Origin of the sequence: Roseixanthobacter glucoisosaccharinicivorans (assembly GCF_043195095.2) — a bacterium.
Lineage (GTDB): Bacteria > Pseudomonadota > Alphaproteobacteria > Rhizobiales > Xanthobacteraceae > NCEH01.
In genome coordinates this window covers 1,214,199-1,228,855 of the sequence record NZ_CM195538.1, presented here as the reverse complement: position 1 = coordinate 1,228,855, position 14,657 = coordinate 1,214,199, and the positions used below count along the sequence as shown (strand labels likewise).

Annotated in this window: 11 protein-coding genes; 6 read left to right on the top strand and 5 right to left on the bottom strand. The window is 62.6% G+C overall.

Going from position 1 to position 14,657, the window contains the following annotated elements:
* Positions 1-95 precede the first annotated feature (95 nt).
* The gene (nifA, locus tag V5F78_RS05380) at positions 96-1,841 is read left to right on the top strand and encodes a nif-specific transcriptional activator NifA (protein ID WP_394065969.1); all 1,746 of its coding nucleotides are present in this window, start codon (positions 96-98) and stop codon (positions 1,839-1,841) included.
* Between the two features lie 97 nt (positions 1,842-1,938).
* A complete protein-coding gene (locus V5F78_RS05375) occupies positions 1,939-2,730 on the top strand; it encodes a 4Fe4S-binding leucine-rich repeat protein (RefSeq protein ID WP_394065970.1) in 792 nt (263 codons plus the stop codon).
* 190 nt (positions 2,731-2,920) lie between these two features.
* Here V5F78_RS05375 and V5F78_RS05370 read toward each other — a convergent pair whose 3' ends face one another.
* From V5F78_RS05370 to V5F78_RS05350, 5 genes are all read right to left on the bottom strand, one after another.
* A complete protein-coding gene (locus V5F78_RS05370; RefSeq protein ID WP_394065971.1) occupies positions 2,921-4,162 on the bottom strand; it encodes a cysteine desulfurase in 1,242 nt (413 codons plus the stop codon).
* A gap of 4 nt (positions 4,163-4,166) precedes the next feature.
* Positions 4,167-5,498: a Fe-S cluster assembly protein SufD gene (gene sufD / locus V5F78_RS05365; RefSeq protein ID WP_394065972.1), complete on the bottom strand. Its 1,332-nt coding sequence runs from the start codon at positions 5,496-5,498 to the stop codon at positions 4,167-4,169.
* Positions 5,499-5,503: 5 nt separating this feature from the next.
* Positions 5,504-6,262: a Fe-S cluster assembly ATPase SufC gene (gene sufC / locus V5F78_RS05360; RefSeq protein ID WP_394065973.1), complete on the bottom strand. Its 759-nt coding sequence runs from the start codon at positions 6,260-6,262 to the stop codon at positions 5,504-5,506.
* A 38-nt stretch (positions 6,263-6,300) separates the two neighbouring features.
* Complete coding sequence (gene sufB, locus V5F78_RS05355; RefSeq protein WP_394065974.1) at positions 6,301-7,782, bottom strand: Fe-S cluster assembly protein SufB; 1,482 nt, start codon at positions 7,780-7,782, stop codon at positions 6,301-6,303.
* Positions 7,783-7,915: 133 nt separating this feature from the next.
* A complete protein-coding gene (locus V5F78_RS05350) occupies positions 7,916-8,110 on the bottom strand; it encodes a 4Fe-4S dicluster domain-containing protein (protein ID WP_348844653.1) in 195 nt (64 codons plus the stop codon).
* A 634-nt stretch (positions 8,111-8,744) separates the two neighbouring features.
* Between V5F78_RS05350 and nifH the strand changes: the two genes are divergently transcribed.
* The 4 genes from nifH (at position 8,745) to nifE (ending at position 14,657) form a co-directional block, all read left to right on the top strand.
* Entirely contained in the window at positions 8,745-9,635 is an 891-nt protein-coding gene (nifH, locus tag V5F78_RS05345; protein WP_394065975.1) for a nitrogenase iron protein, read from the top strand.
* A gap of 83 nt (positions 9,636-9,718) precedes the next feature.
* The gene (nifD, locus tag V5F78_RS05340; RefSeq protein WP_394065976.1) at positions 9,719-11,221 is read left to right on the top strand and encodes a nitrogenase molybdenum-iron protein alpha chain; all 1,503 of its coding nucleotides are present in this window, start codon (positions 9,719-9,721) and stop codon (positions 11,219-11,221) included.
* Positions 11,222-11,301: 80 nt separating this feature from the next.
* On the top strand, positions 11,302-12,861 hold the full coding sequence (gene nifK, locus V5F78_RS05335) for a nitrogenase molybdenum-iron protein subunit beta (protein ID WP_394065977.1): 1,560 nt from the start codon (positions 11,302-11,304) through the stop codon (positions 12,859-12,861).
* 119 nt (positions 12,862-12,980) lie between these two features.
* A complete protein-coding gene (gene nifE / locus V5F78_RS05330; protein ID WP_394065978.1) occupies positions 12,981-14,657 on the top strand; it encodes a nitrogenase iron-molybdenum cofactor biosynthesis protein NifE in 1,677 nt (558 codons plus the stop codon).

Here is a 14,657-nt window from a genome sequence, read left to right as displayed (position 1 = left end):
AGCCGCTTGCGGCGGGGAGTACGTCCATGTCCGACGTCTTTCAGATTCGTGTGCCTCGAGCGTCCAGCAACGCTAACGGGGAAGCCTTGCTAGCCATGTCGAACCCAAGCTCCGGCATTGCGCCCGGGGTGCCGCACGCGCATCCGACCCGGGGCACGTCGCCGGAAGTCGCGTTGATCGGCATCTACGAAATTTCGAAGATCCTTACCGCGCCGCGCCGGATGGAAGTCACGCTCGCCAATGTGGTGAACGTGCTGTCCTCGATGCTGCAGATGCGGCACGGCATGATCGTCATTCTTGATTCCGCCGGCGAGCCGGACATGGTCGCGACCACCGGCTGGATGCCGCAGATCGCGGGCCAGATCCGTGCGCGTGTGCCCCAGAAGGCCATCGACCAGATCGTCGCGACCCAGACGCCGCTGGTGGTGCAGGATGTCTCCGCCGATCCCATGTTCGTGGGGCACGAGGATCTCTTCGCACCGTCAGACAATACAACCGTTTCCTTCATCGGCGTTCCCATCAAGGCCGATACGCAGGTGATGGGCACGCTCTCCATCGACCGGGTATGGGACGGCTCCGCGCGCTTCCGCTTCGACGAGGATGTGCGTTTTCTCACCATGGTGGCCAATCTCGTCGGGCAAGCGGTGCGCCTGCACACTCTGGTGGCCGGCGACCGTGACCGCCTCATCGCCCAGACCCATCGCCTGGAAAAAGCGCTGAAGGAAGAAAAGACCCAGCCGGACGAGCTTTCCGACACCAGCGTCGCCGACGCGGGTCCGATGGGCATCGTCGGCGATAGTCCGCTGGTGAAGCGCCTGATCGCGACTGCCCAGGTGGTGGCGCGCTCCAATTCCACCGTGCTGCTGCGCGGCGAAAGCGGAACCGGCAAGGAATTGTTCGCCCGTGCGATCCATGAGCTTTCGCCCCGCAAGGCGAAGCCGTTCGTGAAGGTAAACTGCGCGGCCCTGCCGGAGACCGTGCTGGAATCCGAACTTTTCGGGCATGAGAAGGGTGCCTTCACCGGCGCGTTGAACATGCGCCAGGGCCGCTTCGAAATGGCCCACGGCGGCACGCTGTTCCTCGACGAGATCGGCGAGATTTCCCCCGCGTTCCAGGCCAAGCTTCTGCGCGTGCTCCAGGAAGGGGAATTCGAGCGGGTCGGCGGCAACAAGACCTTGAAGGTGGATGTGCGGCTGGTCTGCGCCACCAACAAGAATCTGGAGGAGGCCGTCTCCAAGGGCGAATTCCGGGCGGATCTCTATTACCGCATCCACGTGGTGCCGCTGATCCTGCCGCCGCTGCGCGAGCGGCCGGGCGACATCCCCAAGCTGGCCAAGAATTTCCTCGATCGCTTCAATAAGGAAAACAAGCAGGGCCTGAGCCTGTCTCCGCCGGCCCTTGAGGTTCTGCGACGCTGCTATTTTCCCGGAAACGTGCGCGAATTGGAAAATTGCGTCCGGCGTACCGCAACCCTCGCCCATGATGATGTGATCACGCCCCACGACTTCGCCTGCGACACCGGGCAATGCCTCTCCGCCATGCTGTGGAAGGGCAGTGCGCCCAAGCCGCTGCCCATCGCCCCGGTGCAGACGCTGACCCAATTGCAGCCGGCGCCGCCAGCCAGCGCTACGCCCGCCGCAGAGGCGGCGCCGCCCGCGACCTGTCCCGGCACGGAGGCTTGCCCGGCGGTGCCGCCGCGCCAGAGCGAAAAGGAGCAGTTGCTCCAGGCCATGGAACGCTCCGGCTGGGTGCAGGCGAAAGCCGCCCGCATCCTCAATCTGACACCGCGCCAGATCGGCTATGCCCTGCGCAAGCACGGCATCGACATCAAGCGGTTCTGATGCATCCCGGCGCCTCCATCGCACCGCCGGCATCCGGCCAGCGCTTCCAGTGGCCCGGCGCGCAACGCGGCTGCGGGGCCGCCAGGGCTGGCGCGCCATGATCGGGGAAGCGCCAGCCCACCCCGTCGAACCGTTCGAGGCCATGGACTGGCAGGGCCGTCCCGTGCGCTGCCAGGATTGTCCGCATGAAGACATTCATGCGGAGGGGCGATGCGACCTCGGCAAGATCTGCGTCGCCGACCGCCGCGGCAAGCGAATAGATCGGTTTTTTGCGCGAAACCCCCATCTTGCCGCCCGCTATCTCGACCATCCCTATTTCGAGGTGCGCACGCTCGCGGCGAAACATGCCAGCCTGTTCCTGCTCGCCCCGCTGCGCGAGGATCCCGAACCCGACGTGCGGATCATGGTGGCCTATCGCCTTCCCCTGTCCCGGATCCGGGACATGCGCAAGGATGCTGACGCACGCGTCCGCATGGCGGTCACGCAGCGCCTGGAGGGCAACGATCTGATTGCTATGCTTGCGGACGAGAATTATGCGGTCCGCCTCACCGCTGCCCGCAGGGTGCCGCCGGCGTCGCTTGTGATGGCGCTCTACGACAGCGAGCCGGAAGTGCGCCGCGAAATCGCCCGCCGCATCGCCCTGCCCCATCTCGTGACCATGGCCGGCGATCCGGATCCGCTGGTACGCCTGGTGGTGGCCGAGCGGCTGTCGCCCGAACGCCTCACCGTGCTGATGAAAGACACCGACCTGCGTGTGCGATTTGCAGTGGCCGAGCGCATCGGCCGCTCCCATCTCGCGGCACTTGTCGATGACCCGGTGAGCGAAATACGCGAACTGGCCTTGCGGCGCCTCATCGAGGATACCGGGCGGGACGGCTCCGGCCGGTAGGTCCGCAGCCCCGTGTCGCACCGCTGCGCCCCCAGGCGGGGCACGACGCGGGGCAGGCTTTCTGCGGCGGCGCGCGCTGGCTGGGGCGCTACGTCTTCACCGAACCTGAACGAGAAAAGGCCAGCGCATTGCTGGCCTTTTTCCATCCTTCCAGCGCCTGTCGCCAGGCGCCTCGCGGGCTAGGCTGAAATCACGCGAAGAATTCGCCCGCCTTGGTCAACGCCCGGGCGAGTTCTTCCACCTCTTGGTGGGTATTGTACAGCCCGAACGATGCACGGCAGGTGGCCGAGACGCCAAAGCGCTCGAGCAGCGGCATCGCGCAATGGGTGCCGGCGCGCACTGCAATGCCCGCCCGGTCGATCACCGTCGCCACATCGTGGGCATGGGCATTCTCCATGGCGAAGGACACGATGGCGCCCTTTCCCACCGCATTGCCGATAATTCGCAAAGAATTGATTTCACTTAGTTTTTCGTGAGCATACGCCACCAGAGACGTCTCGTGAGCGTGGATCCGATCCTTGCCGATGGAGCGGATATAATCCAGCGCGGCGCCAAGGCCGATTGCCTGGACGATTGCCGGCGTCCCCGCCTCGAAGCGATGCGGAGGCGCGCCGTACGTGACCGCGTCGCGGGAAACCTCGCGGATCATCTCGCCGCCGCCATTGAAGGGCGGCATCTGCGAGAGAAGCGCATGCTTGCCATAGAGCGCACCAATCCCTGTCGGCCCATAAAGCTTATGGCCGGTGATGACATAGAAATCGCAATCCAGGTCGCGGACATCCACGTCCATGTGGACGCTCGCCTGTGCGCCATCCACCAGAACTGGAATGCCGCGCGCATGGGCGATGCGCACCACTTCCTTCACTGGGACCACGGTGCCGAGCACGTTCGACATCTGCGTGATCGCGACGATTTTGGTGCGATCGCTCAGAAGCTTCTCGAACTCATCCAGGAGGAAATTTCCCTCGTCATCCACCGGCGCCCATTTGATCACCGCGCCCTGCCGCTCGCGCAGGAAATGCCAGGGCACGATATTGGCGTGATGCTCCATGATCGAGAGCACAATCTCGTCGCCGGGGCCGATGTTGGCGCGCCCATAGGTCTGGGCTACGAGATTTACGGCTTCCGTCGCGCCCCGGGTGAAGATGATCTCTTCCGTGCGCTCGGCGTTCAGGAACGCCGCAACCCGCTCGCGCGCGCCCTCATATCCATCGGTCGCCGCATTGGCGAGATAATGCAGACCCCGGTGCACATTGCTGTACTCCGATGTATAGGCTTGGTTCATCCGCTCCAGAACCGCCTTCGGCTTCTGGGCCGATGCGCCGTTGTCGAGATATACCAGTGGCTTGCCGTAAACCTGCATGTCGAGGATGGGGAAATCCTCGCGGATGCGGTTCACATCATAGCTTCCATTGCTGACGGCCGGATGCATCACTTCAACCCCGCTCGCCGAGCCACGCGAGCGTCGCGGCGCTCAACGCATCGCGCAGGCTTTCATCCGCGACGGTGTCAATGACTTCGCCGACGAAGGCTTGAATGAGCAGCGCCTCGGCCTCCTTGGCGGGGATGCCGCGGGCCATCAGGTAGAATTTCAGCTGATCGTCGAGCGTGCCGGTGGTGGCCCCGTGGCCGCACTGGACGTCGTCAGCGAAAATCTCAAGCTCCGGCTTGCTGAAGACTTCCGCCTCCTCCGAAAGCAGAAGCGCGCGTGACATCATGCGCGCATCGGTCTTCTGGGCCTGCTGCCGCACCGCGATCTTGCCTTGGAACACCGCGTGCGCCGCATCGTCCACCACCGCCTTGAAGGTCTCCCGGCTCTGGCTGCCGGGTGCGGCGTGCTCGATGGAGAGGGTCGTGTCGGCATGTTGCCGGCCAGCAAGCAGGCTCACCCCCGAGACCTCCGCCACCGTATCCGCTCCCGAAAGGCGCACGAACATCTGGTTGCGCACCACCGAGCCGCCGACGATGAAGCCGAATGCGTTGAACCGCGCCCGCGCCCCGATATCGGCGAGCAAGGTGCCGACATGAAGCGCTGCGCCGCCTTCACCCACGGTCTTGACATGATCGAGGCGTGCGTCGTCGCCGAGCTGGAGCTGGAGCGCGGCATTGACCTGATAGTCCAGCCCTTCCGGTCCTTCATGGCTCTCGATCAGGCACACGCTGGCACCGGCCCCGATCACCGCCGCCGATCGGGTGAAGATCGCAGATGGCACATCGCCAGCGGTCACGAACAGCAGATGGATCGGACGCTTTACCTGCACCCCTGCGGCAATCTCGATGATAACGCCGTCCCCGGCGAACGCTGTGTTCAACGCAAGCGCCGGCTCATTATGGGGAAGCAGCGGACCGAGATCGGCCGCCAGAAGCGGCTCATCCCCCGCCAGCGCCGGCGCCAGGGCACGGATCGTCACGCCCTCCTCAAGATCAGCGAGATCGGACAGGGCGGGCGCGAACGTGCCGTTCACCACCACAAGGCGTCGCGCGCCGAGGTCGCAAAGCCATTGCCCGGCCACCTTTGCGGCGGCCAGGGCAGCGGCATCGGGCGTGCCCGCGAGCGGCTTGGCATCCTTCATCAACCGGCGCAGGTCGGTATATTTCCACGCCTCCAGGCGGCGGTGTGGCAACCCGCCGAGCGTGAACACATTGAAGGCCGCGGCGCGCGCTGCGGCCACGGCAGGTCCGCCCGGCAGGTCCTGCCGCGCGGCCGCATAGGTGTCGGCAAGGCCGGTCTCGGCCTCAGTCTTGATGGCGGCGATCCCTGCGTTCATGACCGTCACGCCGCCTCGTTCTGATATTGCGCATAGCCGGTCGCTTCGAGCTGCAGGGCGAGCTCCTTGCCCCCCGTCTCGACGATGCGGCCCGCGGCGAGGACATGCACGACATCGGGCACGATATAGTCCAGCAGCCGCTGGTAATGGGTGATGACGATCATGCCCCGCTCGGCCGAGCGCAGCTGGTTCACGCCATTGGCCACCACTTTCAGCGCGTCAATGTCGAGGCCGGAATCGGTCTCGTCGAGGACGCACAGGCGCGGCTCCAGAAGCGCCATCTGCAAGGTCTCGTTGCGCTTCTTCTCGCCGCCGGAAAAGCCGACATTGAGCGGCCGGCGCAGCATTTCCGGATCAATACCGAGCTTTTTCGCCAACTCGCGCACGCGCTTCAGCAGGTCGGGGGAGGACAGCTCCTCTTCTCCGCGCTTCTTGCGCTGAGCGTTCAGTGCCGCACGCAGGAAGGTGAGCGTCGCGACGCCGGGAATTTCCAGCGGATATTGGAATGCGAGAAATACGCCTTTGGCGGCGCGCTCATCCGGGGACATCTCGAACAGATCTTCGCCGTTGAACAGCACTTGCCCGCCGGTGATCTCGTACCCTGGCTTGCCGGCCAGCACATAGGACAGCGTGGATTTGCCAGCGCCGTTCGGACCCATGATGGCGTGGATCTCCCCCGTATTGACGGTGAGGTCGAGCCCGTTGAGGATTTTCCGCCCGCCGATCTCGGCGCGAAGGTCGCGAATTTCCAAAAGCGCAGTCATCGCCAATTCCTATCCTGTGCGGGTTTCGTGCCGAGCGCCTAACCGACGCTGCCTTCGAGCGAGATGGAGATCAGTTTCTGGGCCTCCACGGCGAACTCCATGGGAAGCTGCTGGAGCACATCCTTCACGAAGCCGTTCACAACCAATCCAACCGCTTCTTCCTGGGAGAGGCCGCGCTGAATACAGTAGAACAACACGTCTTCGGAGATCTTCGAGGTGGTCGCCTCGTGCTCGAACACAGCCGTCGGATTGCGCGCCTCGATGTAAGGCACAGTGTGGGCCCCGCACATGTCGCCGATCAGCAGAGAGTCGCACGCGGTGAAATTGCGCGCGCCGGCAGCCTTGCGATGTGCCGTGACCTGGCCGCGATAGGTGTTCTGGGATACCCCGGCCGCAATACCCTTGGAGATGATGCGGCTCGACGTATTCTTGCCGAGGTGGATCATCTTCGTGCCTGAATCCACCTGCTGATGGCCGTTGGATATTGCGATCGAATAGAATTCACCGCTGGAATTATCCCCGCGCAAGATGCAGCTTGGGTATTTCCACGTGATGGCGGATCCGGTCTCCACCTGGGTCCACGAGATCTTGGAATTGTCGCCCCGGCAATCGCCGCGCTTGGTGACGAAATTATAGATGCCACCGACGCCCTCGGCATTGCCTGGATACCAGTTCTGGACGGTCGAGTACTTGATTTCGGCGTCATCCATGGCGACAAGTTCGACCACGGCGGCATGGAGCTGGTTCTCGTCCCGTTGGGGCGCGGTGCAGCCTTCCAGATAGCTCACATATGCGCCCTTGTCGGCGATGATCAACGTGCGCTCGAACTGCCCCGTGTTGCGCTCATTGATGCGGAAATAGGTGGAGAGTTCCATGGGGCAGCGCACCCCTGGCGGCACATAGACGAAGGAGCCATCCGAGAAGACGGCGGAATTCAAGGTCGCGAAATAATTGTCCGAGGTCGGCACCACGCTGCCGAGATACTTACGCACAAGCTCGGGATATTCACGCAATGCCTCTGAAATGGGCATGAATATCACGCCGGCTTCCTGCAATTCTTTCTGGAACGTCGTCGCCACCGAGACACTGTCGAATACTGCGTCCACCGCGATGCGCCGCTCCCCCTCGGGCCGCACGACGCCGGCCAGCAATTCCTGCTCGCGCAAGGGGATTCCAAGCTTTTCGTAGGTTTTCAGAATTTCCGGATCCACCTCATCGAGGGAAGCGAGTTCCGGCTTCTTCTTTGGCGCGGAATAATAATAGAGATCCTGGTAATCAATCTTCGGATAGCTGACGCGCGCCCAGTCCGGCTCACGCATGGTGAGCCATCGGCGATAGGCATCCAAGCGCCATTCCAGCATCCAGGCCGGCTCATTCTTCTTCGCGGAGATGAAGCGAACGATATCTTCCGAAAGACCTTTCGGCGCCTTCTCGGATTCGATGTCGGTGACGAACCCGTACTTGTATTGTTCGACGTCGATGCGGCGGACCTGCTCGACTGTCTCTTGTACGGCGGCCATTCAGTCACTCCCCTCACGGTTACAGGCGGCGCGTGCGCTCCCGAGGGAGCCCTTAATCGCGGGCTCCGTCGGCGGCGGCGCCGTTCGGCACGGGTCCGGCGCGGTCGCCCGCCCGGAGTGGGATCTCATCGCCTCAGGCGGGAACGCAGGTGTCTGCGACCGGGCAAACCGCGGCGCATTGGGGCGTCTCGAAGCTGCCCTCGCATTCCGTGCATTTCTTGGGGTCGATAATGTACATGTCGTTCTTCAGGCGAATGGCCGCATTGGGGCATTCAAATTCGCATGCACCACATACCGTGCATTGCGAGGCGACGATCTTGTAGGCCATCTACGTGACTCCAGAGCGCGCGTACGATGTCCCCGTGACATCTCGCCAGATCGCCCACGCAAGCCCTGTGCCACACAGATTTTCGCTGATTTAATTGGATAAATTCCAATAGAACCCGCGAGCCCCTGTCGCGCGCCCGACAGGGTGTCGCGTCTGCTACAGGCCGATGTCCGACGCGTATGGCGACCTCGGCAAGCGCAAGGCGATCGGCAGCACCCGCCCACTCGCACACTGCGGGAGGCCACGCACATCCGGGGCCAAATCCGGCCTGCCGCCCGTTGCGGGCGCCACCCCGTGCAAGCGCATCCGAAAGATCAGGTTTCGCGCCCGCCTGGGACTTCGTCGCGGCATCTCCAAGGATGTCGGGTGGCCTGCATGGATGTCGGATTTGAAACAACTCTGAAATGGCGCTGCGGCGCCGCGTAATCCGTTGTTTTCTCTGGATTTTGTTAAAGCAAAACCCTTGGCACGGGAGTTGCAAAACCTATTCAGCGCACGGCGACTGGTTGCTGGCTCACGCCGATGACCTGGACAAGCAACGTCCCCTCCGTTTCGCGAAGCAGGGCTGACGAGTTCGGAAATGAGCGGCTCACGCCCTTGGCGTGACAAAGCAACCAGTTCGCAGGAGAAGCACATGTCGTCACTACGACAAATCGCATTTTACGGTAAGGGGGGCATCGGCAAGTCGACCACCTCCCAGAATACGCTGGCGGCGCTCGCCGAGATGGGACACAAGATCCTCATCGTCGGCTGCGATCCCAAGGCGGATTCCACGCGTCTGATCCTGCACGCCAAGGCGCAGGACACCATCCTCAGCCTCGCGGCTGCCGCCGGCAGCGTCGAGGATCTGGAACTCGAGGAAGTGATGAAGGTCGGCTACCGCGACATCCGTTGCGTGGAGTCCGGCGGCCCCGAGCCCGGCGTCGGCTGCGCCGGTCGCGGCGTCATCACCTCCATCAACTTCCTGGAAGAGAACGGCGCCTACGAGGACATCGACTATGTGTCCTACGACGTGCTCGGCGACGTGGTGTGCGGCGGTTTTGCCATGCCCATCCGCGAGAACAAGGCCCAGGAAATCTACATCGTCATGTCCGGCGAGATGATGGCCATGTACGCGGCCAACAACATCTCCAAGGGCATTCTCAAATACGCCAATTCCGGCGGCGTGCGGTTGGGCGGGCTCGTCTGCAACGAGCGCCAGACCGACAAGGAGCTGGAACTGGCGGAAGCCATGGCGAAGAAGCTCGGCACGCATCTGATCTACTTCGTGCCGCGCGACAACATCGTGCAGCACGCCGAGCTGCGCCGCATGACCGTGCTCGAATACGCTCCGGACTCGGTGCAGGCGGGCCATTATCGCTCGCTGGCCACGAAGATCCATGCGAACGGCGGCAAGGGCATCATCCCGACCCCGATCACCATGGACGAGCTGGAAGACATGCTCATGGAGCACGGCATCATGAAGGCCGTGGACGAAACCGTCGTCGGCAAGACCGCCGCCGAACTGGCTGCAATGTCCGCCTGAGGCTTTTCAAAGCAAATCCCAGCCCCTTTTCGTGAGGGGCTGGTTTTCCGCCACGAAAACTGGGGTTAAGCGAGGATAGCGAAATGAGCCTGGCAAAGACACAGAGCATTGAGGAAATCAAGGCTCGCAACAAAGAGCTGATCACCGAAGTCCTGCAGGTCTACCCGGAGAAGACCGCCAAGAGGCGCGCCAAGCACCTCAATGTCCACGAATCCGGCAAGTCCGATTGCGGCGTGAAGTCCAATCTGAAGTCGGTTCCCGGCGTGATGACCATCCGCGGCTGCGCCTATGCCGGTTCGAAGGGTGTGGTCTGGGGGCCGATCAAGGACATGATCCACATCAGCCACGGCCCGGTCGGCTGCGGCCAGTATTCCTGGGCGGCGCGCCGCAATTATTATATCGGAACGACCGGTATCGATACCTTCGTGACGATGCAGTTCACGTCCGACTTCCAGGAAAAGGACATCGTCTTCGGCGGCGACAAGAAGCTCGCCAAGATCATGGACGAAATCCAGGAACTGTTCCCGCTGAACAATGGCATCACGGTTCAGTCGGAATGCCCGATCGGCTTGATCGGCGACGACATCGAGGCGGTCTCCAAGGCCAAGTCGAAGGAATACGAAGGCAAGACCATCGTCCCCGTGCGTTGCGAAGGCTTCCGCGGCGTGTCGCAGTCGCTCGGCCACCATATCGCCAACGACGCGATCCGGGACTGGGTGTTCGACAAGATCCCGGCCGACGCCACCCCGCGTTTCGAGCCGACGGCTTACGACGTCGCGATCATCGGCGACTATAACATCGGAGGCGACGCCTGGTCCTCACGCATCCTGCTCGAGGAAATGGGCCTGCGCGTGATCGCCCAATGGTCCGGCGACGGCTCGCTGGCGGAGCTTGAGGCCACCCCCAAGGCCAAGCTCAACGTCCTGCACTGCTACCGCTCCATGAACTATATCTCGCGTCACATGGAAGAAAAGTACGGTATTCCTTGGTGCGAGTATAACTTCTTTGGCCCCTCCAAGATCGCGGAATCGCTGCGCAAGATTGCCAGCTATTTCGACGACAAGATCAAGGAAGGCGCCGAGCGCGTGATCGCCAAGTACCAGCCGCTGATGGATGCGGTGATCGCGAAGTATCGTCCGCGCCTGGAAGGCAAGACCGTGATGCTGTTCGTCGGCGGCCTTCGCCCGCGTCACGTCATCGGCGCCTACGAAGACCTCGGCATGGAAGTGGTCGGCACCGGCTATGAATTTGGCCACAACGACGACTACCAGCGCACCGCCCAGCATTATGTGAAGGACGGCACGCTGATCTATGACGACGTGACGGGCTACGAGTTCGAGAAGTTCGTCGAGAAGATCCAGCCGGATCTGGTCGGCTCGGGCATTAAGGAAAAGTACGTGTTCCAGAAGATGGGCGTGCCGTTCCGCCAGATGCACTCCTGGGACTATTCCGGCCCCTACCACGGCTATGACGGTTTCGCGATCTTCGCGCGCGACATGGACATGGCGATCAATTCCCCCGTCTGGAAGATGACGAAGGCCCCGTGGAAAGCGGTGCCCAAGCCCACCCTGATGGCAGCGGAATAGCTTAACCGCGTCCCGGCGCCCCGTTCGCGGAAGGCGCCGGGACCCCAGATCGGGACATGACATTTCAAGAGGACACCACCATGACTCAAAATGCCGATCACGTGCTCGACCATCTCGAGCTGTTCCGCGGCCCGGAATACCAGCAGATGCTGGCGAACAAGAAGAAGATGTTCGAGAACCCACGCGATCCGGCCGAAGTGGAGCGCGTTCGGGAATGGGCCAAGACCCCTGAGTATCGCGAGAAGAACTTCGCTCGCGAAGCGCTGACCGTGAACCCCGCGAAGGCCTGCCAGCCGCTCGGCGCCGTGTTCGCCGCGGTCGGGTTCGAGGGCACCATCCCCTTCGTCCACGGTTCGCAGGGCTGCGTCGCCTATTATCGCAGCCATTTCTCCCGCCACTTCAAAGAGCCCAGCTCCTGCGTCTCCTCGTCCATGACGGAAGACGCCGCGGTGTTCGGCGGCCTCAACAACATGATCGACGGCCTCGCGAATACCTATGCGATGTACAAGCCGAAGATGATCGCGGTGTCCACCACCTGCATGGCGGAAGTCATCGGCGACGACCTCAACGCCTTCATCAAGACGGCGAAGGAAAAAGGCTCCGTGCCGGCCGAATATGATGTGCCCTTCGCGCACACCCCGGCCTTCGTCGGAAGCCACGTCACCGGCTACGACAATGTCATGAAGGGCATTTTCGAGCATTTCTGGGACGGCAAGGCCCGCACCGCGCCGGTGCTGGAGCGGGTGCCGAACGAGAAGATCAACTTCATCGGCGGCTTCGACGGCTATACCGTCGGCAACCTGCGTGAAGTCAAGCGGCTGCTCGGCATCATGGGCGCCGACTACACCATCCTCGGCGACAATAGCGACGTGTGGGACACCCCCACCGACGGCGAGTTCCGCATGTATGACGGCGGCACCACGCTGGAGGAGGCGGCCAACGCGCTCCACGCGAAGGCCACCATCTCGATGCAGGAATATTGCACCGAGAAGACCTTGCCCTTCATTCAATCCCACGGCCAGGAAGTGGTCGCCTTCAACCATCCCATCGGGGTGGCCGGCACCGACGCCTTCCTGATGGCGGTGTCCCGCATCATCGGCAAGGAAATCCCCGAGGAACTGGCGCGCGAGCGCGGTCGCCTGGTGGACGCCATCGCCGATTCCAGCGCGCACATCCATGGCAAGAAGTTCGCCATCTACGGCGATCCGGACTTGTGCCTCGGTCTCGCCGCCTTCCTGCTGGAGCTCGGCGCCGAACCCACCCATGTGCTCGCCACCAACGGCAGCAAGCAATGGGCGGAAAAGGTCCAGGCCCTGTTTGACTCCTCGCCCTTCGGCCAGAACTGCCATGTCTATCCCGGCAAGGATCTCTGGCACATGCGCTCGCTGCTGTTCACGGATCCGGTGGATTTCCTGATCGGCAACACCTACGGCAAGTATCTGGAGCGCGACACGGGTACGCCGCTGATCCGCATCGGCTTCCCGATCTTCGATCGCCACCACCACCATCGCTACCCGGTGTGGGGCTATCAGGGTGGCATGAACGTGCTGGTCTGGATCCTGGATAAGATCTTCGACGAAATCGACAAGAACACCAACGTCCCCTCGAAGACCGACTACAGCTTCGACATCATCCGCTGATCGGCGGTTCCACAAGCCTGCCCCACCACCCGAATGGGCGGTGGGGCACATCCAATGAAAGTATTTACGACCCGATTATTTGGTTCATTTCATATCCGTTCCATGGACAGGAGATGCGCATGTCGTCGTTATCGGCCACGATCCAGGACGTCTTCAACGAACCCGGCTGCGGCAAGAATGCCAACAAGTCCGAGGCCGAGCGCAAGAAGGGCTGCACCAAGCAATTGCAACCCGGCGGCGCCGCCGGCGGCTGTGCGTTCGACGGCGCGAAGATCGCGCTCCAGCCGCTGACTGACGTTGCTCATCTCATCCACGGCCCGATCGCATGCGAAGGTAACAGCTGGGACAATCGCGGGGCCAAATCCTCCGGTTCCAACATCTGGCGCACCGGCTTCACCACCGACATCAACGAGACCGATGTCGTGTTCGGCGGCGAGAAGCGTCTGTTCAAGGCGATCCGCGAGGTCATCGAGAAATACGACCCCCCCGCGGTGTTCGTCTATCAGACCTGCGTGCCCGCGATGATCGGCGACGATATCAATGCGGTGTGCAAGGCGGCGAAAGAGAAATTCGGCAAGCCGGTCATTCCGGTGAATTCCCCAGGCTTCGTCGGCCCCAAGAATCTCGGCAACAAGCTCGCGGGCGAAGCCCTGCTGGAGCATGTCATCGGCACCGAGGAACCCGAATATACCACCCCTTATGACCTCAACATCATCGGCGAATACAACCTGGCCGGCGAGTTGTGGCAGGTGAAGCCGCTGCTCGATGAGCTGGGCATCCGCATCTTCTCCAGCATCTCCGGCGACGGGCGCTACAAAGAAGTGGCCTATTCCCATCGCGCCAAGGCGGCGATGATGGTGTGCTCCAAGGCCATGATCAATGTTGCCCGCAAGATGGAGGAACGCTACGGTATTCCCTTCTTCGAGGGCTCTTTCTACGGCATTGAGGATTCCAGCGACTCCTTGCGCGAAATCGCCCGCCTGCTGATCGAGCGCGGCGCGCCCGAGGAATTGATGACCCGCACCGAGGCGGTGATCGCCCGTGAGGAGGCCAAGGCCTGGGCCGCGATCGCCTCCTACAAGCCCCGCTTCAGGGGCAAAAAGGTTCTGCTCATCACGGGCGGCGTGAAATCATGGTCGGTCGTGGCGGCGCTGCAGGAAGCCGGCCTTGAGCTGGTGGGCACCTCGGTGAAGAAGTCCACCAAGGAAGACAAGGAACGCATCAAGGAATTGATGGGCCAGGACGCCCACATGATCGACGACATGACGCCGCGCGAAATGTACAAAATGCTGAAGGACGCGAAGGCGGACATCATGCTCTCGGGCGGTCGCTCGCAATTCATAGCGCTGAAGGCGTCCATGCCCTGGCTCGACATCAACCAGGAGCGCCACCACGCCTATATGGGCTATGTGGGCATGGTGAAGCTGGTCGAGGAGATCGACAAGGCGCTTTACAATCCCATCTGGGAACAGGTGCGCAAGGCGGCGCCCTGGGAAGTCGCCGGCACCAATTGGCAAGCCGTGGCCATGGCGCAGATGGATGCGGAAGCCGCCGCGCTGGCGGCGGATCCGGTGGCCGCCGAAGCCGCGCGCCGCGCGAAGAAGATCTGTAACTGCAAGTCGGTCGATCTCGGCACCATCGAGGATGCGATCGCCGTCCATGGACTGACCGACGTGGAGGGTGTGCGCACCCACACCCACGCGTCCGGCGGCTGCGGGGCCTGCTCCGAACGCATCGACGACATCCTCGCAGCCGTCGCCATGACGGCTGTCCCTGCTCTCCAGGCTGCGGAATAG

Coding starts and splice junctions, on each gene's coding strand:
- V5F78_RS05350 (WP_348844653.1), bottom strand. CDS start 8,110: ATGGCCTACAAGATCGTCGCCTCGCAATGCACGGTATGTGGTGCATGC.
- sufD (WP_394065972.1), bottom strand. CDS start 5,498: ATGAACGCAGGGATCGCCGCCATCAAGACTGAGGCCGAGACCGGCCTT.
- nifE (WP_394065978.1), top strand. CDS start 12,981: ATGTCGTCGTTATCGGCCACGATCCAGGACGTCTTCAACGAACCCGGC.
- sufC (WP_394065973.1), bottom strand. CDS start 6,262: ATGACTGCGCTTTTGGAAATTCGCGACCTTCGCGCCGAGATCGGCGGG.
- V5F78_RS05370 (WP_394065971.1), bottom strand. CDS start 4,162: ATGCATCCGGCCGTCAGCAATGGAAGCTATGATGTGAACCGCATCCGC.
- nifD (WP_394065976.1), top strand. CDS start 9,719: ATGAGCCTGGCAAAGACACAGAGCATTGAGGAAATCAAGGCTCGCAAC.
- V5F78_RS05375 (WP_394065970.1), top strand. CDS start 1,939: ATGATCGGGGAAGCGCCAGCCCACCCCGTCGAACCGTTCGAGGCCATG.
- nifH (WP_394065975.1), top strand. CDS start 8,745: ATGTCGTCACTACGACAAATCGCATTTTACGGTAAGGGGGGCATCGGC.
- sufB (WP_394065974.1), bottom strand. CDS start 7,782: ATGGCCGCCGTACAAGAGACAGTCGAGCAGGTCCGCCGCATCGACGTC.
- nifA (WP_394065969.1), top strand. CDS start 96: ATGTCGAACCCAAGCTCCGGCATTGCGCCCGGGGTGCCGCACGCGCAT.
- nifK (WP_394065977.1), top strand. CDS start 11,302: ATGACTCAAAATGCCGATCACGTGCTCGACCATCTCGAGCTGTTCCGC.